This window comes from Aedoeadaptatus acetigenes, assembly GCF_025566985.1.
In the GTDB taxonomy this organism is placed as follows: Bacteria; Bacillota; Clostridia; order Tissierellales; family Peptoniphilaceae; genus Aedoeadaptatus; species Aedoeadaptatus acetigenes.
In genome coordinates this window covers 120,284-145,082 of sequence record NZ_JAOQJD010000003.1, presented here as the reverse complement: position 1 = coordinate 145,082, position 24,799 = coordinate 120,284, and the positions used below count along the sequence as shown (strand labels likewise).

Sequence of the window (24,799 nt, the reverse complement as noted above, 5' to 3'; positions counted from 1 at the left end):
CTTTATGATTAAAACAGTATTCGATTACGCCCCGGGCATGGATCAAATCTCCGAGGCCATTCCCGAAGAAATCGCATCCACCTACGAACGGCAAAGCAAAAGGACCGTTACCGGCGCCGAAGTAGCGGAAGTGCTCAGGAAAGATCGCCTCACACCGGATGATTTCTACACCCTGCTTTCTCCTGCGGCGGAACCTTATCTCGAACAAATGATGGTAAAAGCCCGCGGCCTTCGCCGGCAATACTTCGGCGACAATGTGTATTCCTTCTCGCCCCTCTACATCGCCAATTACTGCGAAAACGGCTGCCGCTACTGCGGATTTAACGCCAAGAGCGACATTAAGCGGGCGGCGCTGAATTCCGATGAAATCGAAGTGGAAATGCGGGCACTGGCAAAAGACGGCATCGAAGACGTGCTGATCTTAACCGGCGAAAGCAATCACTATTCGTCGGTGGAATACATCGAAGAAGCCGTAAAGCTTGCGAGAAAATACTTCCGCGTCGTGAGCCTTGAAATTTATCCCGCCAATGTAGCCGATTACGAACGGCTGCAAAAAGCCGGCGCCGACTTCGTCACCGTGTTCCAGGAAAGCTACGATCCCGAAGTCTACGACTACTACCATCCCCGGGGAAACAAACGGAGCATCATCTACCGCATGGGCACCCAAGAGCGGGCCGCCATGGGCGGCATGCGGGGCGTGGGCTTCGGCGTGCTCTTCGGCTTGGCTGATCCCGTGGCCGACTGCTTCCGCTTGGGCCTTCACGCCTACTTGGTACAACGGAAGTACCCCCACGTGGAAATCGCCGTGTCCTTCCCGCGAATTCGCCCCACCCACGGCGCGGAAGATGTAGACAATACCAATCGCATCGGTGAAAAGAAGCTCATGCAATTTATTTGTGCCATGCGGATTTTCATGCCCTTTGCATCCATTACCATTTCCACGCGGGAAAGAAAAGAATTCAGAGATCAGGCCATGATCTATGCCGCTACAAAGATTTCCGCTTCCGTGGATACGGGGATCGGTCGCCGCGGCGAAGAGCCCGATGAAGACGAAGGGGAAGAACAATTCGTCATCGCCGACACCCGCACCTTGGATGAAATCGAAAAGGATCTGAAAGAAGAAGGCCTCTACGTCCTGAGAAACGACTACATTCGCCTATGAAGACGCTTTATTACATTACGGATTCCACAAAGTACGACGACGAAGAGGATTTTTTCGCAGACGTCTTCGCGGCCTTACGAGGCGGGGTGGATTTGATCCAGCTCAGAGAAAAAGAGCTTTCCGACGAGGAAGTCTACGCGCGGGCCCTTCGAATAAAAAAAGAAGCGGATAAATACGACACGCCCCTGATCATCGACGATCGGGTGGACGTGGCGAAAAAATTAGGCGTCGGCGTCCACTTGGGAGACGACGACATGGCCGTGAAAGAAGCTCGGGCCATTTTAGGGGAAAATGCCCTCATCGGCGCCTCGGTAAAAACCGTGGAGCGGGCAAAAGAAGCGGAAGCGGAAGGGGCAAGCTACTTCGGCACCGGCGCCCTTTTCCCCACGCAGACCAAAGTCATTACCCGCCACACGTCCATGGAGACCTTCCGCGCCATTAAAAAATGCGCGAAGGTGCCCGTGTACGCCATCGGCGGCATCAACGAAAAGACCCTCCCCGAGCTAAAGGGCGAGGACTTCGACGGCATCTGCGTGGTTTCCGCCATTCAATACGCGGTCGATCCCGAAGCGGCGGTAAAAAGCCTCCGCGCCCGAATGAAAGATCTGTAATATGTTATACTGCTCCCATAGGAGGGGTTTATGATTTATTATTACAGCGGCACGGGAAACAGCGCCTATGTGGCGAGAAAACTGGCCGATAAATTAGGTGTGGACGCCGTGGATATAGGGGAGCGCATCAAAACCGGCGCCATGGAGGCCATCAAGGACGACACCGTGATCTTGGTGACGCCGACCTATTGTTGGCGCGTGCCCCGCATCGTGGAAGATTACTGGAATCAGATCGAGGTGGAGGCCGAAACCCTTTATTTGGTCATGACCTGCGGCTCCGGCATCGGCGGCGCGTCGGTGTACGAAGAAAAAATGGCCCGGGAGAAAAACCTGGCCTACGGCGGCGCCTTTGAGGTGATCATGCCTGAAAACTACATCGCCATGTTCGATGTGCCGAAGACGGCCGAAGCCCGAACCATTATCGCCAAAGCCGATAAAAAAATCGATGAAATCGCAGATAGAATCGCGGCGAAAAAAAGCGGCGCGAAAGGCGCGGGCATTCTCGGCCGACTGCTTACATCCATCAACGGCGCCTATTACGCCCTTTTTGTGAAGGCCAAGCCCTTTTACGCCAAGGACAACTGCATCTCCTGCGGCGAATGCGAACGCCGCTGCATTTTAGCCAATGTGAAGCTCGAGGAAGGGCGGCCCGTGTGGTACGACCGCTGCACCCACTGCATGGCTTGCATGAATTACTGCCCGGTGGAAGCCATCGAGTACGGAAAGAAGACGGCGGGAAAATTCCGCTATACGCTGGAAAAGGTGCTTGAAAAATAGAGCCATCGATCGTTTATCCGTCCAAAAAAATTACGGCGCGCGCCACGTGGCGCGAAATAAGCCGCCTGTCGACTTTTCAGAAGCGCGGGTCGGCTTATTCGTCGTGGTTTTTTATTTGACAAAGACCTTGCCGAATGGTAAGGTCTTTTTAAATGAATAGCGCAAGGGGAACTTTGATAGTTGAGAAGGTAAAACCTGACCCTTTGAACCTGTGAGTTAAGACTCGCGTAGGAATGCATGGCCCGCCTTTTCGGGCGGCCTTAATTTAGGTATCTTCTCACGGGAAGATGCCTTTTTTTTGTCTCGAAAGGAAGGACAAAATGAACGATTTAAAGAATGCCTTAATAAAAGCACAGGAAGACGTGCGGGCAAACTGCCCCATGGCTCCGTCTATTACAAATTTCGTCACCATCGATTTCGTCGCCAACGCACAAATCGCCGTGGGCGGTTCGGCGGCCATGGTCTACATGCCCGACGAGGGAAATACCATGGCAGAGATCGCCAAATGCCTCTACATCAACGTGGGCACCTTGATTCCCGTCCACGCCGAAACCGTGCCCAATGCGGCGAAGGCCGCCCACGAAAAGTGCGCCTATGTGTTGGATCCCGTGGCGGCAGGCATGGGCGAGCTGAGGACCAAGCTCTTGACGGATATGAAAGATTATCCCCCGGCCATCGTCCGCGCCAACGCCTCGGAAGTGATTACCCTGGCGAAAATGTGGGGCTTAATCGACACCGACGAAGGCAAAGTGCGCGGCGTGGATTCCACGGAGAGCGTGGAATCGGCGCGAGAAGCGGCGGAGACCTTGGCCCGCTTCATTAAGGGCGCCGTCTGCGTGTCGGGAAAAGACGATTTAATCACCGACGGCGAGCGCACCATTCTCTCCTTCGGCGGCAGCGAATACTTCGCCCGCATTACGGGAAGCGGCTGCTCTTTAGGCGGCGTCTGCGCCGTTTATCATTCGGTCACGGACCCCTTTACGGCGGCGGTGGCGGCCACCAATGCCTACAATGTGGCCGGCGCCATAGCGGAAAAGAAAGCCGAGGGCACGGCGAGCTTTAAGGTGGCCTTTTTAGACGCCCTGTCCAATATGACCGGCGACGATTTGACCGCCTGCCCCATGAAGGAGATTTAAATGAAATTCAGCATTGAAAAATACTTCGTCGTCGGCCCTGAAAACACCTGGAACCGCCCGGTGCTTCCCATTATTCGTGATGCCATCGAGGCGGGATTTACCTGCATTCAGCTGCGTTCGAAAACCGCATCGGCGCGGGAAATGATCGACCTGGCTCGTGGGGCGTCGGATCTCATCGCATCCATGAAGAAAGAAGACGAGGTCACACTGCTCATTAACGACCGCATGGACGTAGCTCTGGCGGCGCGAGAAGCGGGAGCGAAAATCGACGGCGTCCACATGGGCCAATCGGATATTCCCGTGTCCGTGTGCCGAAAATACTTAGGTCCCGATGCGGTCATCGGCCTCTCCGCGCCCACCGGCGACTTGACCCGCTACGTCCGGGAAGGAAATTTCAAGGACGTGGATTACTTCGGCGCCGGCCCCTTCCACGAAACGGATACGAAAAAAGACTGCGGTCTGGACGAAAACGGAAACATCGTCTACCGCACCGTCGAAGAAATTAAGGAGCTCGCGGCCATTTCGCCTCTGCCCATTACCATCGGCGGCGGCGTAAAGGCCGAGGACATGAAAGCCCTGGCCGAAACCGGCGTGGACGGATTTTTCGTCGTCTCCGCCATCGCCTCGGCGGAAGATCCCAAGGCCGCGGCGAAAGAATTGGCAGAGAAGTGGGAGGCGGCGAAGTGAAGACGATGCTCACCATCGCCGGCAGCGACTCCTCCGGCGGCGCGGGGATTCAGGCGGATATAAAAACCGCCACGGCCCTGGGGGTTTTCGCCACCTCGGCCATTACCGCCATTACCGCGCAAAATACCACCGGGGTGCAGGCCATTTTCGACTTGGGCGGCGAGATTGTGGCGGAAGAGATTCGCTCTGTAATGACGGACATTTCCCCCGACGCCGTAAAAATCGGCATGGTCTCATCCCCTGAGATCATAAAAATCATCGGCGAAGAGCTGGCGGGCTACAAAGGCCCGGTGGTTCTCGATCCGGTTATGGTGGCCACCTCCGGATCGCCTTTGTTACGAGACGAGGCCATGGAAAGTTTAAAAACCGTTCTCTTTCCCTTGGCCACGCTCCTTACGCCGAATATCCCCGAAGCGGAACTTTTAACGGGCATGAAAATCGAATCCGCGGCGGATCAAGAGAAGGCGGCCAAAGCCCTTTACGACGCCTACGGCGCATCGGCCTTGGTAAAAGGCGGCCACGGCACCGGTCGGGCGGCGGATGTATTCTACGACGGAAACATCCACATCTTTGAAAAACCCATGCTCGACAATCCCAACACCCACGGCACGGGCTGCACCCTGTCATCGGCCATCGCCTCGTATTTGGCCCTGGGACTCGATGAGGCAAAGGCCGTGGAAGAAGCAAAAAATTACGTATACGACGCAATCGCTGACGGTCTCGACCTGGGACGAGGACGAGGCCCGATCAATCACATGGTTAGGAGAAATAAATAATGGCATACGCAACACAAATGGACGCTGCACGTCAAGGAATCATTACGAAGGAAATGGAAATCGTCGCCGAAAAGGAAAATCGCACGGCGGAAGAAATCAGACAATGGGTGGCGGAAGGAAAAGTCGCCATTCCCGCCAACATTAACCACAAATCCTTGGATCCCGCGGGCATCGGCTCCATGTTAAAGACCAAGATCAACGTCAACTTAGGTGTCTCAAAAGACGTGGAAGATCTGGACGAAGAGCTGGAAAAAGTAAACTACGCCGTGGAACTCGGCGGCGACGCCATTATGGACCTGTCCACCCACGGGGATACGAAGATTTTCAGACGGAAGCTCACCTCCGAATGCCCGGCCATGATCGGCACCGTGCCCATTTACGATTCCGTTATCTACCATAAAAAAGACCTGGGTCAATTGACGGCCGAAGATTTCCTCGAAGTCATTCGCGCCCACGGGGAAGACGGCGTCGACTTCGTCACCTTGCACTGCGGCCTGACTCGCCGCACGGTGGAACAATTAAAGCGCTTCGGCCGCACCACCAACATCGTCAGCCGCGGCGGCTCCTTGGTTTTCGCCTGGATGAGCATGACCGGCAACGAAAACCCCTTCTACGAATACTACGACGAAATTTTGGACATTTGCCGCGAATACGACATGACCATCTCCCTCGGCGACGGCGCGCGCCCGGGCTGTTTGGCCGATGCCGGCGATTTGCTTCAAATCGAAGAATTGGTTCGCTTAGGGGAATTGACTCAACGGGCGTGGGACAAAGATGTGCAAGTCATGGTCGAAGGCCCGGGTCACGTGCCCTTGAATCAAGTCAAGGCCAATATGGAAATTCAACAAAGCCTCTGTAAGGGCGCGCCCTTCTACGTGCTCGGGCCCATCGTCACCGACATCGCCCCGGGTTACGACCACATCACCGCCGCCATCGGCGGGGCCGTGGCAGCCATGAGCGGCGCCGCTTTCCTCTGCTACGTCACCCCGGCGGAACACTTGGCTCTTCCCAATGCCGACGACGTAAAGCAAGGGATTATGGCATCGAAGATCGCCGCCCACGCCGCCGACATCGCCAAGGGCATTCCCGGCGCGAGGGATGCCGACGACCGCATGGGCAAGGCCCGTCGGGAATTGGATTGGGACGCCATGTTTAAAGAAGCCATGGATCCGGAACACGCCAAGGCCGTACGGGACGACCGCGCGCCGGAAGTGGAAGAAACCTGCTCCATGTGCGGGAAATTCTGTGCCGTACGGAGCATGAACAAAGCTCTCGCCGGCGAAGAAGTCGATATTCTGTAAAACAATGGCTCTATAATATCCATTGGGGAGTAATTCCTCAATGGATATTTTTGTGCAAAAAGATAGCACTTGTTTTCCCTATCACCTAAAATTAAATCACCACAACATAATAAAGGGGGGCAAACAAGTGCAAAACAATATTACCACATTACTTTTAGGAATCCAAGATGTTGAGGTTACCGCTGTTTTAGAAGAAAGACGGCTCATTACCATTGACTGCAAACCCGTTCATGATCGGGTTTGTCCTCACTGTGGCTCGACCCACGCTTGGGTCCACGATCACCGGGAGCAAGTGCTTCGGGACGCACCGATGCGCCGAAAGCACGTGCTTCTGCGGGTTAAGAAGACACGGTATGATTGCAAGGATTGCGGGGCGCGCTTTGAGGCACCTCTTTCCTTTGCCGCCAAGGGCAAGCAGATGACAAAGCGCTTAATCGCTTATGTGGTGGATGCTTTTCGGGATATTCGTTCTGTGTCGGAGTTGGCGCGGGAAGTGGGCATTTCAACGACGAGTATTTTCCGTATTGTGGCTTGTCTGTTTGTGCCCCGTCAACGGCTGCCTCGCGTCTTTTGCATCGACGAGTTTAAGGGCGATAGTGGCGGAAGCAAGTACCAAACCACCTTGGCCGATGGAGAGGCCCATCGAATCATCGATATTCTTCCGACGCGCTACGGCAAGGATTTAGCCGCTTATTTCTCTTCCATTGATCGAGCGGAACGACGCGGCGTCGAGATCTTTGTCAGCGATATGTGCGGCACCTTTAAAGGCGTGAAAGAGGCTTTCTTTCCACAAAGTACCCATGTCATCGACCGGTACCATTTCATCCGTCAAGTCCATTGGGCCTTGGAAAATGTGCGGAAGCGGGAACAGAAACGGATGACGGCGACGGAAAGAAAATGGTTTAAACGAAGCCGCAGTCTACTGAAAAAGCCGGCTAAAGACCTTACAGAGGCGGAAAAAGGTCTCGTCGCCACCATGCTCGAAAAGAGCGATGCCATACGAACCGCCTACATCTTAAAAGAAGGCTTTTACACCTACGTCCTTTCTCGGAACGACAAAGAAACCGCCGCCACCGCTCTTTCAAAGTGGATGGAAGAGGCAAAGAAAGGCGGGCAAAAGGAATGGCGCTACTGCTTGCGCGCCTACAAAAACTGGTTCGATGAGATCACCAACAGCTTTGATTACCCGTGGAGTAACGGCTACGTGGAAGGAACGCACAACAAGATCAAGACCGTGAAGCGCGTCGCTTTTGGGATGCGTAACTTTCATCATTTCCGAACCAAACTGCTTTTCGTCTGTTCAAAAGACCGGTGATGAATGGCTTTTAGGAAAACAAAAAGGAGCCTAGTTTTCACTAGACTCCCCAATGGTTGACATAGAGCCAAAACAATTCACCTCTTCTTATCCTGTGATACAATGGGAAAGAGAAGAGGTGATTTTTTATGAACAAATTATGGGAAGAGCTTAAAGATTTTAAATCCCGCGTGGAAATGGTGGAGCTGTCCCACTCGGTCAGCGCCAAGACGCCCCACTGGGCGGGTTTTCCGCCGATGGAAGGGGAGGAGATCTTTAATTTCAAAGAACACGCCTTTACGGCCATGCGATACAGCATCGTGAGCCAATACGGCACCCACATCGACGCCCCGGGCCACTTCACCGAAGGGGGACGCATGCTTGATGAGCTGGATCCCAAGGATACGATTCTGCCTCTGGTCGTCGTGGATGTGGTGGACAAGGTGAAGGCCGATGCCGATTACGTGGTCACGGAAAAAGACATTCTCGCCCACGAAAAGATCCACGGCACCATTCCCGAAGGCTGCTTCGTGGCCCTGAGAACCGATTGGTCCAAGCGCAGGGAAAACTTCGACAACATCGACGTAAACGGTGTGAGCCACTACCCGGGCTGGTCCATCCCCGCCTGCGAGCTTCTGATTAAAGAGCGGAAGGTCAAGGCCATCGGCCACGAAACCTCGGACACCGACGCCTCGATTATTTCCAACGAAGCCGGTGGACTTCCCGTGGAAACCTATGTCTTGGCCCAAGACATTTACCAAATCGAGCTTATGCGGAATCTGGATAAAATGCCCGCCACAGGCGGTGTGATCTCCGTGGGCTATCCCAATGTGGTGCACGGCCCCGGTTTTTCCGCCCGCTGCTTCGGCTTTTATGAAAAGGAAGAAAAGTAAATAGATGCCCATGAAAAAAGAGCAAGACCCGAACGTCTTGCTCTCTTTCTTTGCGGCGAATTAATTTTCGTTATTTCCACCCTGTTGGCCGCTCTTGTTGCCGCCTTTCGAGGATTGGGAATCGGAATTGCCGTTTTGTTTGTCTTGATCCTTGTCCTTATCTTCTTCCGTCTTCTTCGGTTTCGGCGGAACGTTACGATAAAGATTTCTCAGGCCCTTGGGCGAGGTGCCTTCGGCAAAGATTTCCGTGTAGCCCGAAACGGGAATGTACTTCTTGTACAGGCCCTCTTCCGGTTCGACGAAATCCTTGTACTCCAAGTCCGCGTGGACGTCGCGCATAATGGAACGCCACAGATTGGCAGCCATACGGGAGTAGTCCCACAGAGGCGTGTTGTCGTCGTTGCCGATCCAAACGGCGCCGGTGTAGTAGGGCGTGAAGCCGACAAACCAACTGTCTCTCTTGCGGTTGGTGGTCCCGGTCTTGCCGGCGATGGCCTGCCCGCTGAAATTGGCGTAGGTCCCCGTTCCGCTCTTTACGACGGTTTCCAGCATGGACGTCATAATGTAGGCGTTTTGCGGGGAGGTGATTTCGACTTCTTCCTTGGGATTTTCGTAGATGACTTTGCCGCTCTTATCGGTAATTTTTTCGATAAAGGTGGGCTTGATGAACTTGCCTTCGTTGGGGAAGGTGCTGAAGGCCCCGGCCATTTCCAGGGGGCTGATGCCTACGGTCATGCCGCCTAAGGTGAGGGAGGCCAAGTTCACGTCGTTGTACTTCATCGTATCGATATTGGGATATTTGTCTTGATCTTCGGGAAGAACCAAGCTTGAGATCTGCATTTTCTTTAAATTGTCGATCATCATTTGTGCCGCTTCATCTTCGCCAGGGGCCAGGCCCTTGCCGACGAGGTATGCGCCGACATTGGACGAGTTGCGAACCAAATTGCGCACCGTGGCCCAGCCTTGGTAGCCTGTGGAGTTTTTCGGCCAGCCGCCCGGGCGGGGAAGGTCTCGGTAGACGTCCCCGGCGGTGCCGCCCTTATTTAAGAGGGCGAGGTAGGGGCCGATGGGCTTAATGGACGAACCCGGTTGACGGGGATTTTTCGCTCGGTTCAAAATATTGTTGCCGCCGATGCCGCGGCCGCCGACGATGGCTACCACTTCACCGGTTTGGTGATCCATAATGGTAATGCCGACTTGAGGCTGAATAATGCCTTTTTCGTTGGTGTGACGGCCGGGGAAGAAACTGTTTTGAGCAACCTTTTCTTCCAGAATTTTTTGAATATCCAGATTGAGCGGCGTGTCGATAACCAGGCCGCCGTTGTAGAGAATCTTTTGGGCTTCGTCTTTTTTGTAGCCTTTCTCTTTCAGAATATCCAAGACTTCATCTTTTACCGCGTCCACGTAGTAGGACGAAATGCCCTTGGTGGTGTGGCTGCCCAAGTCCAGATGAATCTCTTCGTTAATGGCCTCTTTCATGGTGGATTCGTCGATCATACCCAGGGAATTCATTTTGTGAAGAATCAATTCCTGGCGCTTTTTGCTGGCGGGATTGGCCACGGCCTTTCTTGCGACCAGCACCCCCGATGCGATTTGGCTGTGCTCGAAGGGATCGATTAAATCTTTTTCTGCCAGGGCGTCGCCTAATTCCTTGTCCCGCTCCGTCACTTCCGCGCCGATGGATTCGGCGGGAATGAGGCTGAACTCGATGGCGTCCAGATCGTCGTCCGCTTCGATGGGCACGGCGTTAAAAGGCGTGTACTCCGAGGGGCGATTGGTAATGCCCACGATCATGGCGGCTTCCGCCAGGGAAAGATCGCTGACGTCTTTGTCGAAGAAGGTCTTCGATGCAGCTTCCACGCCCTTGGTGCCTTTGGAGAAGGCGGCGGAGTTTAAATAGGCTTCCAAAATCTGCTCTTTACTTAAATTGCTCTCCAATTGGAAGGCGTAGTAAATGTCCTGAAACTTTCTGGCATAGCTTTTTACCGGCGAGGTGTACAGGTTTTTTGCCACCTGCATGGTAATGGTGGAGCCCCCTTGACTGAAGTCCATGCTTTGGAGATTGCGCACGGTGGCCGAAACCAGGCGGCGGAAATCCACGCCGTGGTGCTCGTAAAACCGTTGGTCTTCAATGGCCACGGCGGCATCGAGCAAGTAATCGGGCATGCGCTTAATGGGCACCCACTCGCTGAATTCATTTTGTACCAATTGCTCTACATTGTCGCCGTTTTTATCGCGCACCACCGAGGTTTCCGAAATAGCCGAACGGATATTTTTCGGATCGATGGCCGGCGATTGGCTGATCGCCGTCACGGCATAGGCCACGGCGATGCCCACCATGGTGATGCCTGCGATGACGATTAATAATAATAGGATTTTAAAGGCCGAGCTCCAACGGAGTGAATTTCCCTCTCGTTGATTCCGGCCGGATCGTTTACCCATAGAAACCTCCTTCATAATTGTCTATTATATCAAAAGGATCTGACTTGTTGACAGGAATTCCGCGAATTTCACCATCTTAACAAAAAGCTGGATTTTTATTTTCTTTTCAGGGGAAAGAAAGGCGCTGTATTGCCATTTCCTGCCGTGAGCGAGGCGAAGATATGGTATAATCGTTTCGTTAAAAAGGAGGGACTATGTATTCGGGACACTTAACCGACGTGGCGGCCATCGCCGTCGGGCACAAAGAAGATGAAACCGGCGGCACCGGTGTGACGGTGATTCTTGCGCCGGAAGGATCCACCGCCGGCGTGGATGTAAGAGGCGGCGCCCCGGGCACCAGAGAGTGTGTGCTCTTGGGCCCGACCTACGCCGTAAGCGAAGTGCACGCCATCGTCTTAAGCGGCGGATCGGCTTTCGGCCTGGACAGCGCCACCGGTGTCATGGAAGCCTTACGCGACGACGGGATCGGCTTCGATGTAGGCGTGGGCGTGGTGCCCATCGTGCCCGCCGCCGTCTTGTTCGATTTGACCTATAAGAGGGCCGACGCCTGGCCCGACAAAGCCATGGGAAGAGCCGCCTACGATGCGGCTAGCGTTGATGACAAGAGGCAGGGCATAATCGGTGCCGGATGCGGCGCCACGGTGGCGAAGACCATGGGCCCCGCCTACGCGAAAAAATCCGGCGTGGGTAGCGCCTCCATGACCGTGGGGGACGTAGTGTTTTCCGCACTGGTCGTGGTCAATGCCTTCGGCCACATTCAGGATGCGGAAACCGGCGACGTCTTGGCGGCACCGGAAGTGGAGGGCATCACCTATTCCGTGGAAGAGGCCTTGTTAAAAGGCGCCGTGGATTTCGAAAAAGGGAAGCATCAAAACACCACTTTGGGCGTCGTGGCAACCAACGGCCGCTTTTCGAAGACCGAACTCTGTAAATTGGCATCCGTGGCCCACAACGGCTACGCGAAATCCATTACCCCGGTGCACACGGGCCTGGACGGGGACACAATTTTTTCTCTGGCCACCAATGAAGTGGACTGTTCCATGCAGCTGGCGGAGTATTATCTGCCGAAAGTCATGGCGCGGGCCGTGGCCAACAGTTTGTACAGCGTAGAATAGTATTTCCATGAAACAGACCGGCATCCTCGAGAGCCGGATCGGAGGTTTTTATGAACAACAAAATGAAAAAGCCCTTTCTCACCACGCGAGAGATCGTGATTATCGGCATTCTCGGTGCCATTACCGTGGTGTTGGGCATGACGCCTTTGGGTTTTGTGCCCATCGGCCCCTTAAATGCCACCACCATGCACATTCCCGTCCTCATCGCCGCCTTTATCGAAGGGCCGGTGGTGGGCGGCTTCGTGGGGCTGATCTTCGGGCTCAGCTCCCTCTTTAACGCCATTACCCGTCCCACCCCCATCTCCTTTGTCTTCTACAATCCCCTCATCTCCATCTTGCCGCGCATTCTTTTAGGCGTGATCTCCGCCTATATTTTCCGCTTCTTTAAATCCTTCGACGCCGACGGATTAAAAAAAATGGGCATGGCGGCATGGCTCGGCGTCATCGTCTTTTTGGCCGTGGGTCTTTATAAAAACATCGCCGCAAAAACCTACGGGGCCTCCGCTATTTTAAACGGCGGATTCCTCGTCCTTTCCGCGGTTCTGTTTATTTGGATTATGCGGACAAAAACCAAGGCGAGCGCCGTGGTCCTTGCGGCCTTCGTCTCCACCATCCTCCACTCCGTCATGGTCATGGGCGGCATTTATATCTTCTTCGCTCAGGAATTTGTTCGCGCCGTGGGGGCGTCGGAGGCCTTGGTAAATTCAGTTATATTCGGTACGATTATTACATCGGGCGTGCCCGAGGGAATCCTCGCAGGCATCGTCTCCACCGGCGTCGTCACGGCGTGGACGGCCGGCAAGAGCAGTTAGAATCAAGAGGGTGCATTATGTTATTAGCAATCGATGTCGGAAATACAAATATCGTCTTCGGGGCGTACAAGGGAAAAGAACTGATTCACGACTGGCGCATTTCGTCGGATCAAAACAAGACCAGCGACGAATTCGGCATGTTGGTCACGGAAATGTTGGACAATGTGCAGTTGAAGCCGGTGAATATTGAAGCGGTGATCATGTCTTCGGTGGTGCCGAATATTATGCATACCATGCAGAACATGATCGTGAAATACTTTCACCGTTACCCGATTATCGTCGGTGCCGGCGTGAAGACGGGAATCAATATTCGCTACGACAATCCCAAGGAAGTGGGGGCCGATCGCATCGTCAATGCCGTGGCGGCCGTGGAAAAATATGGCGGGCCCTGCATTATTATCGACTTGGGCACGGCCATTACCTTTTGCGTCGTGGACGGAAAGAAAAATTACCTGGGCGGCTTGATCTTGCCGGGCATTTCTATCTCCGCCGATGCCTTGGTGTCCCGCACGTCGAAGCTGCCGAAAATCGAAATCATTCGGCCGGAGAAAGTCATCGGAAAAAACACGGTGAGCAGCATGCAAAACGGCCTCTATTTCGGCTTCTCCACCATGATCGACGGCATCCTCACCCATATCTGCAACGAACTGGGCATGGCGAGCGAAGAAATTAATATCATCGCCACCGGCGGCTTCGCCAATCTCCTGGTTTCCGACAGCCGCTACGATATTATTATCGACCGCGACTTAACCATGGACGGGCTCAGAATCCTCTACGAGCTGAACAGCTAATGGCCTTTACCATTGCCCTGGCCCCCATGGCGGGCTACACGGACCAAAGTTTTCGCCGCATTTGCACGGCATACGGCATGGACTACGCCACCACGGAAATGGTGAGCGCCAAGGCCCTTTATTACAAAGACAAAAAGACCCGCCGCCTTATGGCCGTGGCACAAGACGAGGCGCCGGTGAGCCTGCAGCTTTTCGGCGACGAGGCGGATATTTTTCGCGCCGTTCTTAAAGATCTCGGCGATGAATTGAAAATCTACCGCAGCTTGGACATTAACATGGGCTGTCCCGCGCCGAAAATCGTGAAGACCGGGGCGGGAAGCGCCCTCTTAAAGACGCCGGATAAGGCCCGGGCCATTTTAGAGGCCTGCGTGGAAACCTCCCCCATCCCCGTTTCCGTAAAAATCCGAAAGGGTTTCGAGGAAGGGGGCGAGGAAGGAATGGACATCGCGAAAATCGCCGAAGCGGCCGGCGTAAGCGAAATCACCGTTCACGGAAGGAGCCGGGAAGCCTATTACAGCGGATCGGCGGACTGGGACTTTATTTCCCGCGTGGCCGAGGCCGTGGATGTGCCCGTCGTGGGAAACGGCGACATTCAGCGGGCGGAAGATGTGCTCAATCACATGGACGAATCCTTGGCCGGCGTGGCCATCGGCCGTGGCGCCGTGGGCCATCCCTTTCTCTTTCGGGAAATCCGCGCGACCCTTCGTGGCGAGGTCCCGGAAGCGCCGAGCCAAAAAGAAATCATCGCCGTGGCCAAGGAGCATTTGGCCATGAGCGTCGCGGAAAAAGGCGAGCATCTCGGCGTCATCGAAATGCGCAAGCACTTCATCGGCTACTTAAAAGGCTTCAGCGAAGCGAAAAGGCGCCGCAACGAAATCCTCTCCCTTTCCGAAAAAGACGCCATCGACGACTACCTGGATCGGTTGGCGGAAGAGGCCCGTTAATTGACAGACGGAGCATTTTTTTATATAATAGGGCGACTTGATTACATGGACCCGACGTCGGGTCCTTTCTTCATAAACGACGAGAAACGAAGTGGAGTGATACTATGGCAGGAAATGAAGTATTAATTACAGAAGAAGGCTTAGAGAAAATCGAAAGCGAGATCGAATACTTAAAAACCGTTCGCCGCAAGGAAGTGGCCGAGCGGATTAAAGTGGCCCTGGGCTACGGCGACCTCTCGGAAAACTCCGAGTACGACGAGGCGAAAAACGAACAGGCCCAAGTGGAAGAGCGCATCGCCAAATTGGAATACATGGCGCGAAACGCCAAAGTGGTGAAGGGCAACGACCTGAACGATCAAATCGTCAATGTAGGCAGCGCCGTCACCGTCGTAGACGAAGACACGCAGGAAGAAGACACCTACTACATCGTGGGCAGCGCCGAGGCCGATCCTCTGGAAGGAAAAATTTCCAACGAAAGCCCCATCGGTGCCGGTCTCATGGGCATGGGCATCGGCGATGTGGCCGATATCGACGTGCCCCAAGGCAAAGTCAGACTCAAGGTATTGAAGATTTCCATCGCATAAGAGTAGGAGGTAGACCATGGCGAAAGGCCAAAAGAGCAGTGAAGTAAGAGAACAGAAACTTAAGAAGGTCCAAAATTTAATCGACGAAGGCAACAATCCCTACATCGTCGAAAAATACGACGTGGACACCTACACCAAAGACATCGTCGACAACTTCGACGCCATGGAAGGCAAGACCGTCTCCGTTGCCGGCCGGATTATTTCCAAGCGCCGCCACGGAAAAATCGCCTTTTTAGACGTACAGGACACCTACGGCCAAATCCAAATTTTCGCCAAGAAAAATATTTTGGAAGATGCCTATGAAGTGGTAAAGGCCGCCGATGTCGGCGACTTTTTTGGCGTCAAGGGCAAGGTCATCAAGACCGAAGCCGGCGCCATTTCCGTGGAAGCGGAGGAAGTGGAAATCCTCTCCAAGAGCATTCAGGTGCTGCCGGAAAAATACCACGGTTTAAAGGACATGGACCTTCGCTACCGCCAACGCTACGTGGACCTCATCGTCAACCCCGACGTGAAAGAGGTCTTCTTCAAGCGCTCCGCCATTATTAAAGCCATTCGGGAATTTTTAGACGACAAGGGCTTCTTGGAAGTTGAAACCCCGATTTTAGGCAATGTGGCCGGCGGCGCCAACGCCCGTCCCTTCCTTACCCACCACAACGCCCTGGACATCGACCTGCAAATGCGCATCGCCAACGAGCTTTTCCTGAAGCGCCTCATCGTCGGCGGCTTCGACAAAGTTTACGAAATGGGCAAAATGTTCAGAAACGAAGGCATGGACACCCGTCACAATCCGGAATTTACCAATATCGAATTGTACCAAGCTTACGTGGACATGGACGAAATGATGCACATTACCGAGCACATGTTTGCCTATGCCGCTGAAAAAGTGCTGGGATCCGCCGTGATCAATTACCAAGGCACGGAAATCGACCTGACGCCGCCGTGGAACCGCGTGGCCATGGAAGATGCCGTAAAAGAATACGCCGGCGTGGACTTTTCCACCGTAAAAACCGACGAAGAAGCCCTGGCCATCGCCAAGGAAAAGGGCCTGGACGTTCAACCCTTCTGGACCCGCGGCCACGTCATCAGCGAGATGTTTGAAGAATTCTGCGAAGAAAAACTCATTCAGCCCACCTTCGTCACCGGCCATCCGGTGGAAGTCAGCCCCTTGGCCAAGCGGGATCCCAAGGACCCCCGCATTACCCGCCGCTTCGAAGCCTTCATTAACACCTGGGAATTTGCCAATGCCTTCAGCGAGTTAAACGACCCCATCGACCAACGGGCCCGTTTCGAAGAGCAAGTGGCGGATCAGGAAAAAGGCGACGACGAAGCCCACCCCATGGACTACGACTTCATCAACGCCATCGAAGTGGGTCTTCCCCCCACCGGCGGCTTGGGCATCGGCGTGGATCGCATGATCATGCTCTTGACCGACCAATCCAGCATTCGCGACGTTCTCTTCTTCCCCACCATGAAACCTTTGGGCGAAGGCGAAAGCGAATCCTGGGACGAAGACGAAGAATAAATTCAAGGCCTTGCAAGTGCAAGGTCTTTTTTGTAGGAAGAGGAGAGAAAAACCGTGAAAGACTGGTCCATGAAAGTGAGCTCCGTGCAAATCGACGCGTATAAAGCGAAAAAGGATCCATACGGCTACGCGGAGAGTTGGATTCACCGAGCGGCTCAGGAGGATCCCGACGTGATCCTTCTGCCGGAAAAGTGGAATCTGTTTTCCTCTCCCGAAGAGCACATGGAAGGGGCCGATCGAAACGGCGACAAGACGCGGAAGCTTCTCTCAGGCCTGGCGAAGGCGCACCGGGTAAACATCGTCGGCGGCAGCGTGGCGGAAGCGCGAGGCTCAAAGCTCTACAACACCTGCCACGTCTTCGACCGCAGTGGAGAAGAAGTCTTGGTCTACGACAAGGCCCATCTGTATCAGGCGGGCATCGAACAGGAATTTTACGCGGCGGGGGACGGGATCGGCCTCGTCACCCTCGACGGCATCGACTGCGGCGTGGCTATTTGCTACGACATGGATTTCCCCGAGTGGATTCGCTGCTACGCTTTAAATGGCGTGGACATTCTCTTTGCCGCCTTCGACTGGCCGCCCAAGTGGTTGGGGCACATGGAGCTTGTGATCCGAAGCCGCGCCATCGAAAACCAATGCTTTGTCGCCGCCGCAGGCCTGTTGAGGCACGACGAGAAAAACGGCGTAAAAAGCGGGGGAAGCGCCCTCGTAAGCCCGAAGGGCGATCTCATGGCCGCCGCAGGAAGCGAGGAGGGCATCGTCACCGCCGCCTTCGACAAGGGCCTTCTCGACGAAGCCAGAGCCTGGCAACACTTCTTAGAGGACCGGCGCCGGGATCTGTACCGGAAACACGGCCTGTAAGCTCCAAGAGAAATGAAACGCCTTCTTCCGAAAGGGAGAGGGCTTTTTTCGTGGCGAAGATAAAATTTTTATAAAAAAATAACAAAGTCGGGCAAGTTCAAATTGAAAAACAATACAATATCGTGTATTATTAAACAAGCGAACGTTTTTATAATCAAAAACCAGGGAGGATTATCATGGATTATTCGAAGAAATACAGTGAAAAATTGATTTCCGCTAAGGAGGCCGCCGCCAAGGTGAAATCCGGCGACCGCGTGGAACTCGGCTGGGCTGCAGGTGTCAGCCAAGCAGTAGACAAGGAACTTGCAAAACGCGTCGACGAACTTCAAGACGTATTAATCTACGGCGGCTTGGCCTTTGCCGCACCTGAAGTACTTAAAGTAGACCCGGAAGGCAAACATTTCGTTTGGAATTCCTGGCACGCAGGTGGCCCGGAAAGAAAAGCCATCAATGCCGGCGCCGGTGCATTCTACATTCCCCTGCGCTATTCCGAACTGCCGAAATATTACAGAGAAGAAGTCGAAATCGATGTCGCCATCGTGATGACGACGCCCATGGACAAACACGGCTACTTCAACTTCGGTTTAAACACGTCTCACCAAATGGCCATTTTGGAAAAAGCCAAAACCGTTATCGTTGAAGTCAACGAAGCATTCCCCTACTGCCCGGGTAAATGCGAATCGGAAATTCATATCGACAATGTGGACTACATCGTGGAAGCGGGCTCCCTTTCTCCCGTCGAACTTCCCGCATCGGGTTACGGCGATGTAGACAAGAAAGTCGCTGAATTTATCGTCGACGAAATTCCCAACGGCGCCACCCTTCAATTAGGTATCGGCGGCATGCCCAACGCTGTCGGCGCGTTAATCGCAGACAGTGACTTAAAAGACTTGGGCGTTCACTCTGAAATGTACGTGGATTCCTTCGTCGACATGGCGAAAAAAGGCAAAGTCAACGGTTCCAAGAAAACCATCGACAAATACCGTCAAGTCTACGCCTTCGCCGCAGGCAGCAAGGAATTATACGAATACCTGGACGAAAACCCGGAATGTATGGCAGCCCCTGTCGACTACACCAATAGTGCAGGTGTCGTAGCAGAAATCGACAACTTCATTTCCATTAACAACGCGCTGAACGTGGACCTGTGGGGCCAAGTATCCTCCGAATCCACCGGCCTTCGCCACATCTCCGGTGCCGGCGGTCAATTAGACTTCGCACTGGGCGCTTACCTGGCCAAGGGCGGCAAGAGCATTATCTGCTTAAGCTCCACCTTCACCAATAAGCAAGGCGAAACCGTCTCCCGGATTCTCCCCAACTTTGCGACCGGCTCCGCCATTACCGTGGCACGTCCCAACACCCACATGATCTGTACGGAATACGGCATCTTCAATGTCAAGGGCCGCAGCACCTGGGAAAGAGCCGAAGGCCTCATTAACTTAGCACACCCCGACTTCAGAGATGAACTCATTAAAAACGCTGAAGAAATGGGCATTTGGCGCAGAAGCAACAAACGATAAGAAAGAGCCGACTGCGGTCGGCTTTTTTTGTGAGGGAAAAACCATGTACGAAACGATTTACAAAGAAAAATTAAAAACCGCAAAAGAGGCGGCGGCCTTAATTAAAGACGGCGACGAAATCGAAATCGGCTTCGGCGCGAATTTCCCCGTGGAATTCGATGCGGCCTTGGCGGAGAGGGCCCATGAGCTGAATCACGTGGCCATACGAAACGGCGTCCTCGTGGATTCCTCTCGCCTCGTGGCCGTGGGCGGCCCCTTTTTGTGGCAAAGCTGGCACGGCACCGGCGATGTGCGCCGCGCCATGGACGGGGGCACGGCCAATCACATTCCCGTGCGCTATTCGGAAATCATTCGCTACGTCACGGAAAACAGGGACACGGACGCGCTGGTGATTTCCGTCTCTCCCATGGACAAGCACGGCTACTTTAATTTCGGCATCGACGGCAGCCACTTTTTCCGTCTGGCGGAAAAGGCGAAGACGGTGATCGTGGAGGTCAACGAAAAGCAGCCGCGGATCTTCGGCCGTAATGAGAGCGAACTGCACATCGATCAGGTGGATGTGATCATCGAGGCCGAGCCTCACATCATGGGCATCCTGCCCAATCGGCCCTACGGCGATTTGGACAGAAAAATTGCCGAAATCGTCGTGGAGCGCATGGAAGATGAAGCTACGGTGCAACTGGGCATCGGCGCCCTTCCCAATGCCATCGGCGATGTGATCGCAGACAGCAGCTTAAAGGACTTAGGCGTGCATACGGAAATGTATGTGGACAGCTTTATGAAAATGACTTTGGCGGGAAAAGTCACGGGCATGAAAAAAACATTGGACCGTGGTCGTCAAGTCAGTGCCTTTTTGGCGGGCACCGAGGCTCTTTACGACTTCGTCGACGAAAATCCCTCCATTATGGTGGGGCCGGTGGACTATGTCAACGGTGCCGCCACCATCGCCGCCCAGCACAAAATGACGAGCATTAATACGGCGATTCAGGTGAATCTGCGCGGGGAAGTGAGCTCGGAAAGCGTGGGCACGAGGCAAATTTCGGGCTCCGGCGGCCAATTCGATTTCGCCGTGGGCAGCTACCTGGCCCCGGGCGGCAAGGGATTTATTTGCCTGCGCTCGTCCCGCGTGGACAAAAACGGCGTGCGCCACTCAAACATCGTCCCCGATTTTGTCATGGGTACCGCCATTACCCTGCCGGCCCCGGTGACTCAGTACGTAGTCACGGAATACGGCATTTGCAATTTAAAGGGCAAGAGCCTTTATGAGCGGGCCAAGGCCTTAATCGCCATCGCCCATCCGGAATTTCGCGACGAACTCATCAAGGCCGCCATGGCTAAAGGCTTTTGGAAGCCGTGACTTGCAATTTCTCTTTGATTCGTCTATACTGATATCATTGTTGAACATTCTTATTAAGAGCGGTGGAGTGAATAGGCACTGTGAAACCCGGCAACCTTTTTTGGTGCTAAATCCTACAGACGCGACAGGTCTGAAAGATAAGAATGAAAGCCTGCCGCGTGCAGGCTTTTTTTATGGAATCAATGAGGAGGTAAAGATGAATAAATGGTTATTTTCCTCGGAATCGGTCACTGAAGGCCACCCGGACAAGGTGTGCGACCAAATTTCCGACGGAATTTTAGATGCGATTCTCGCAAAAGACAAAAACGCCCGCGTGGCTTGCGAAAGCTTGGTATCCACGGGCATGGTGGTGATCACCGGTGAAATTTCCACCAATGCCTATGTGGACTTCACCAATGTGGTTCGCCAAACCTTAACGGACATCGGCTACGTTCACGGCGTGCAAAACGGCTTCGAAGCCGAATCCGTGGCGGTGATTTCCGCCATTAAGGAACAATCTCCGGACATCGCCATGGGCGTGGACCGCTTTAAAGAAGCGGGCACCGACGAACTGGACGCCTTCGGTGCCGGGGATCAGGGGATTATGTTCGGCTACGCCTGCAGAGAAACGGAAGAGCTCATGCCCCTGCCCATTTCTCTCGCCCACAAAATGGCCAAGAAACTTTCCGACGTGCGCAAGGAAGGCACCTTGACCTACCTGCGTCCCGACGGCAAGACCCAAGTCACCGTGGAATACCACGACGGCAAACCGGTGCGCCTGGAAAACATTGTGGTCAGCACCCAACATGATCCGGAGGTGGATCTGGATACCATTCGAAAAGACATCGAAAAATACGTCATCGACCCCGTGGTCGCCGACAAGTGGATGGACGACGACACGAAGATCTACATCAATCCCACGGGCCGCTTCGTGGAAGGGGGACCGGTGGCCGATGCGGGCCTCACGGGCCGCAAGATCATCGTGGATACCTACGGCGGCTACGCCCGTCACGGCGGCGGTTGCTTCAGCGGCAAAGACCCGACAAAAGTCGACCGCTCCGCCGCTTACGCCGCCCGCTACGTGGCGAAAAACCTCGTGGCCGCAGGCGTTTGCGACAAATGCGAAATCGGCTTGAGCTACGCCATCGGCATCGCCAAGCCTCTGTCCGTCTACGTGGAAAGCTACGGCACCTCGGATCTTTCCGATAACGAAATCGAAGCGCTGGTTCACGACGTATTCGACCTGCGTCCTGCAGCGATCATTCGCGATTTGGATCTTCTGCGCCCCATTTACAAAGACGTCGCCGCCTATGGCCACTTCGGCCGCGAAGATGTCACGGCACCATGGGAAGAAACGAACAAGGTGGAAGCCATTCGCGAGGCATTAAAAAACAGAAAGTAGGGACTTTGTGATCATCGAAGGCGTTTTGGATCATATTATTTTTCGAAACGAGGGCAATGGCTACACCGTCGCCAAATTTATTACGGCGGATACGGACATCGTCATCGTGGGCACGTCCATGGCCTTCCATGAAAAAGAACATTTGCGTCTGGAAGGCGAGCTGATTTACCACCCGAAGTACGGGGAGCAGTTCGCCTTTGATCGGGCGGAAAAAATAAGGCCGCGAGGAAAGGAAGCCATTACCGCTTACCTTTCCGGCGGCCTTATTCCCCATGTGGGAAAGGTGACGGCGAAGCGAATCGTGGCCACCTTTGGCGAGGACACCCTTCAGGTCATCGAAGAAAATCCCGAGCGGTTGAAAGAGGTGGAAGGAATCGGCAAGAAAAAGCTTGCCGTGATTTTGGAAGCCTTAAAAGAGCAGAAGGACATGCGGGATTTCTTTCTGGACGCGGCGGCCTTCGACCTCACCAACAAAGAAGCCATGGCCATTTACAAAGTCTTCGGAAAAGACGCCCCGGCCGTGATCGAAAAAGATCCCTACGCCTTGGCGGGGAAGGTGCGGGGCTTCGGCTTTTTAAAGGCCGACGGCATTGCGAGAAAAATCGGCATGGCGGAAGACGACCCGAAGCGCATCGTCGCCTGTATGAAATACGTCCTGACCAACGGGGTCTTGGACGGCAACTGCTACCTGCCCAAGGACCTGTTAATGGAAGAGGCGGCTCGGGTTTTAACGATGGACGTGGCCTTTGTGGAAGAATTTCTTCAAATCCTCGCCGTGGATCCGGACATCTACCTGGCCCAGCGCGGCGGCGTGGTGAAAATCTACTTCCTCAATTACTTCCGCGCCGAGCAACTGGTGGCGCGGGAAATTAAAAAGCGGGGCAAAGTGGATCTGGCCGAGCACATGGCGGAGGACATGGTCAATGCCGTGTGCGAAAAGCTGGACATGACCTTGGCGGAAAAACAAAAAGAAGCCCTCATGCGGGCGGTGGATTCCCACCTCCTCGTCATTACCGGCGGGCCCGGCACGGGAAAGACCACCACCCTTCGGGCCATCGTCGATGCCATGGATCGTCTGAATCTTTCCATCGCCTTGGCGGCGCCGACGGGCCGCGCTGCGAAGCGCATGGAAGAGGCCACGGGTAGAGGCGCCTCTACCATTCACCGCCTCCTAAAATACGACTACATTGACGAAGAGGGCACAAACTCCATCGTCTCCGGCGACGACATCGACGCCGACGTGTTGATTATCGACGAGGCCAGCATGATCGATCTGCTTTTGATGCGGGACGTGCTCACGTCGTTAAAGGAAAAGACCCGCCTGATTCTCGTCGGCGACGTGGATCAGCTGCCTCCTGTGGGGGCGGGCAATGTGCTGAAGGATATTTTGGATTCCGGGGAAGTGCCTTCCGTGCAATTGGACGAAGTGTTTCGCCAGGCGGAAACCTCCTACATCGTAAAAAATGCCCACCGCATCAACCGCGGCAAGTTGCCTCAGGTTAACGAAAAGGGCACGGATTTCTTTTTCATAGAAGAGAGCGATCCCAACAAAGCCCTGCAACTTATTTGTGATCTGGTGAAAAACCGCCTTCCCGCCTACTACGGCGTGGATCCCATGGAAGACATTCAGGTCTTGGCTCCCATGAAGAAAGGGATCTGCGGCATCGAGCATTTAAACGAAGCCTTGCAAAAGACCTTGAATCCCGGAAAGAAGGGCCTCGCGAGCCGCGGCTTCACCTACTGCGTCGGCGACAAGGTGATGCAGACGAAAAACAATTACCAAATGCCCTGGAAGTCGCAAAACAAAGTCTTCGACAATGAGGGCGAGGGCGTCTTTAACGGCGATTTGGGTCGGGTCACGGCGGTGGATCCGGACGGCGCCTGGCTCAAGGTCCTCTACGACGACAGGCTATGCACCTACACGAGCGAATACCTGCCGGAGCTCATGCCCGCCTACGCCAGCACCGTGCACAAGTCTCAGGGATCGGAATTTCCCGTGGTGGTCATGCCCATTTTAAACGGCCCGCCCATGCTCTATACGCGAAACCTCCTCTACACCGGCGTGACCCGGGCCAGGAAGCTCGTGGTCATCGTCGGGAGCTTTCAGGCACTGGAGCGCATGGTGCAAAACAATCGCATTCGCTGGCGCTACTCCGATCTGGACAGTATTTTAAAGGAGAAGAGAGAATGGTAGGGGGACTTTTCGCATCCGGCGACTGCTGTATGTGCAAAAAAGAGGCGGCGGCCGAATTTCACCTGTGCGAAAGCTGTTTGGACACCCTTTCCTTTATGGGAGAAGAAATTTACAGCGAAAAGACCTTTCCCGTCTACGCCCTGCTCCGGGAAAACCGGTCGGCGTCCTTTATGATCGAGGGATTGAAGTTTCGGGAAGAGCGCTTTTGGGCGGAGGTCTTCGGCGAGATAGCGGCGGATTTTTTGCGCCACGAGAGTCTCGGCCCCTTCGATGCTGTCGTCTGCGTGCCCACTTCGGCGAAGAAGCGGCGGATTCGGGGCTACAATCCACCGGGGCTCATCGCCGGGGAGATGGCGGAGCGGATGCAGCTTCCCTTTTACGAGGCCCTTTATCTTACGAAAAAAGTGAAGGATCAAATCGGCCTTGGCGTGGGGGCCCGCGCCCTCAATGTGCGAGGCGCCTTCGCCGCGAGAAATGTAGCCGAGAAGCACATCCTCCTGCTGGACGATACCTACACCACCGGCGCCACCATGAAGGCCGCGGAAATTGCCTGCATGGACGCCGGAGCGGCCTCCGTCACCGGCATCGTGTGCATGAAGGCCCGGGACGTAAATTACGAATAAAAAGAAAAAGCGATCGCTC

21 protein-coding genes, 1 pseudogene and 2 riboswitches are annotated in these 24,799 nt (G+C 54.4%); of the genes and pseudogenes, 21 read left to right on the top strand and 1 reads right to left on the bottom strand.

Going from position 1 to position 24,799, the window contains the following annotated elements; translation table 11 throughout:
• The first annotated feature begins 4 nt into the window (after positions 1–4).
• The 9 genes from thiH (at position 5) to OCV31_RS02315 (ending at position 8,637) form a co-directional block, all read left to right on the top strand.
• On the top strand, positions 5–1,162 hold the full coding sequence (gene thiH / locus OCV31_RS02355) for a 2-iminoacetate synthase ThiH (RefSeq protein WP_148472264.1): 1,158 nt from the start codon (positions 5–7) through the stop codon (positions 1,160–1,162).
• Positions 1,159–1,773, top strand: coding sequence for a thiamine phosphate synthase (gene thiE / locus OCV31_RS02350; RefSeq protein ID WP_148472262.1), 615 nt, complete (start codon positions 1,159–1,161; stop codon positions 1,771–1,773). Before thiH ends, thiE begins: the two co-directional genes overlap by 4 nt.
• A 30-nt stretch (positions 1,774–1,803) precedes the next feature.
• Positions 1,804–2,550: an EFR1 family ferrodoxin gene (locus OCV31_RS02345; protein WP_148472261.1), complete on the top strand. Its 747-nt coding sequence runs from the start codon at positions 1,804–1,806 to the stop codon at positions 2,548–2,550.
• Between the two features lie 154 nt (positions 2,551–2,704).
• A riboswitch (TPP riboswitch) is annotated at positions 2,705–2,801 on the top strand.
• Between the two features lie 69 nt (positions 2,802–2,870).
• Complete coding sequence (gene thiM, locus OCV31_RS02340; RefSeq protein WP_148472259.1) at positions 2,871–3,686, top strand: hydroxyethylthiazole kinase; 816 nt, start codon at positions 2,871–2,873, stop codon at positions 3,684–3,686.
• A complete protein-coding gene (locus OCV31_RS02335) occupies positions 3,687–4,373 on the top strand; it encodes a thiamine phosphate synthase (RefSeq protein WP_148472257.1) in 687 nt (228 codons plus the stop codon).
• A gap of 5 nt (positions 4,374–4,378) precedes the next feature.
• Positions 4,379–5,149, top strand: coding sequence for a bifunctional hydroxymethylpyrimidine kinase/phosphomethylpyrimidine kinase (gene thiD, locus OCV31_RS02330; protein WP_394800632.1), 771 nt, complete (start codon positions 4,379–4,381; stop codon positions 5,147–5,149).
• Positions 5,149–6,450, top strand: coding sequence for a phosphomethylpyrimidine synthase ThiC (thiC, locus tag OCV31_RS02325; protein ID WP_148472253.1), 1,302 nt, complete (start codon positions 5,149–5,151; stop codon positions 6,448–6,450). The genes thiD and thiC overlap by 1 nt, the downstream gene beginning before the upstream one ends.
• 40 nt (positions 6,451–6,490) lie before the next feature.
• Entirely contained in the window at positions 6,491–7,765 is a 1,275-nt protein-coding gene (locus tag OCV31_RS02320; protein ID WP_148472251.1) for an ISL3 family transposase, read from the top strand.
• A 128-nt stretch (positions 7,766–7,893) separates the two neighbouring features.
• The gene (locus OCV31_RS02315) at positions 7,894–8,637 is read left to right on the top strand and encodes a cyclase family protein (protein ID WP_148472248.1); all 744 of its coding nucleotides are present in this window, start codon (positions 7,894–7,896) and stop codon (positions 8,635–8,637) included.
• Between the two features lie 60 nt (positions 8,638–8,697).
• Here the strand turns inward: OCV31_RS02315 and OCV31_RS02310 are convergent, their stop codons facing one another.
• Positions 8,698–11,079, bottom strand: coding sequence for a transglycosylase domain-containing protein (locus OCV31_RS02310; RefSeq protein ID WP_267303751.1), 2,382 nt, complete (start codon positions 11,077–11,079; stop codon positions 8,698–8,700).
• Positions 11,080–11,273: 194 nt separating this feature from the next.
• On the opposite strand from OCV31_RS02310, the gene OCV31_RS02305 reads away from it, so the two are divergent.
• From OCV31_RS02305 to OCV31_RS02250, 12 genes and pseudogenes are all read left to right on the top strand, one after another.
• The gene (locus OCV31_RS02305; RefSeq protein WP_148472244.1) at positions 11,274–12,194 is read left to right on the top strand and encodes a P1 family peptidase; all 921 of its coding nucleotides are present in this window, start codon (positions 11,274–11,276) and stop codon (positions 12,192–12,194) included.
• Between the two features lie 50 nt (positions 12,195–12,244).
• On the top strand, positions 12,245–13,006 hold the full coding sequence (locus OCV31_RS02300) for an ECF transporter S component (protein WP_148472242.1): 762 nt from the start codon (positions 12,245–12,247) through the stop codon (positions 13,004–13,006).
• A gap of 17 nt (positions 13,007–13,023) precedes the next feature.
• Positions 13,024–13,797, top strand: a complete 774-nt coding sequence (locus OCV31_RS02295; RefSeq protein ID WP_148472240.1) for a type III pantothenate kinase — start codon at positions 13,024–13,026, stop codon at positions 13,795–13,797.
• A complete protein-coding gene (dusB, locus tag OCV31_RS02290; RefSeq protein WP_148472238.1) occupies positions 13,797–14,741 on the top strand; it encodes a tRNA dihydrouridine synthase DusB in 945 nt (314 codons plus the stop codon). Before OCV31_RS02295 ends, dusB begins: the two co-directional genes overlap by 1 nt.
• Before the next feature lie 104 nt (positions 14,742–14,845).
• On the top strand, positions 14,846–15,325 hold the full coding sequence (gene greA, locus OCV31_RS02285) for a transcription elongation factor GreA (protein WP_148472236.1): 480 nt from the start codon (positions 14,846–14,848) through the stop codon (positions 15,323–15,325).
• Between the two features lie 16 nt (positions 15,326–15,341).
• Positions 15,342–16,826: pseudogene (gene lysS, locus OCV31_RS02280) on the top strand (lysine--tRNA ligase); the annotation flags it as partial.
• A 75-nt stretch (positions 16,827–16,901) separates the two neighbouring features.
• The gene (locus OCV31_RS02275; RefSeq protein WP_148472232.1) at positions 16,902–17,708 is read left to right on the top strand and encodes a nitrilase-related carbon-nitrogen hydrolase; all 807 of its coding nucleotides are present in this window, start codon (positions 16,902–16,904) and stop codon (positions 17,706–17,708) included.
• Between the two features lie 176 nt (positions 17,709–17,884).
• Positions 17,885–19,225 (top strand): butyryl-CoA:acetate CoA-transferase, encoded by a 1,341-nt coding sequence (locus tag OCV31_RS02270; protein WP_148472229.1) that lies wholly within the window; start codon positions 17,885–17,887, stop codon positions 19,223–19,225.
• A gap of 43 nt (positions 19,226–19,268) precedes the next feature.
• A complete protein-coding gene (locus OCV31_RS02265; RefSeq protein ID WP_148472227.1) occupies positions 19,269–20,582 on the top strand; it encodes an acetyl-CoA hydrolase/transferase family protein in 1,314 nt (437 codons plus the stop codon).
• A 47-nt stretch (positions 20,583–20,629) separates the two neighbouring features.
• Positions 20,630–20,726, top strand: a riboswitch (SAM riboswitch).
• A 52-nt stretch (positions 20,727–20,778) separates the two neighbouring features.
• A complete protein-coding gene (gene metK, locus OCV31_RS02260; RefSeq protein ID WP_148472225.1) occupies positions 20,779–21,963 on the top strand; it encodes a methionine adenosyltransferase in 1,185 nt (394 codons plus the stop codon).
• A gap of 25 nt (positions 21,964–21,988) precedes the next feature.
• Complete coding sequence (gene recD2 / locus OCV31_RS02255; protein ID WP_267303750.1) at positions 21,989–24,157, top strand: SF1B family DNA helicase RecD2; 2,169 nt, start codon at positions 21,989–21,991, stop codon at positions 24,155–24,157.
• Positions 24,151–24,780 (top strand): ComF family protein, encoded by a 630-nt coding sequence (locus OCV31_RS02250; protein WP_148472220.1) that lies wholly within the window; start codon positions 24,151–24,153, stop codon positions 24,778–24,780. Before recD2 ends, OCV31_RS02250 begins: the two co-directional genes overlap by 7 nt.
• Positions 24,781–24,799: the final 19 nt, after the last annotated feature.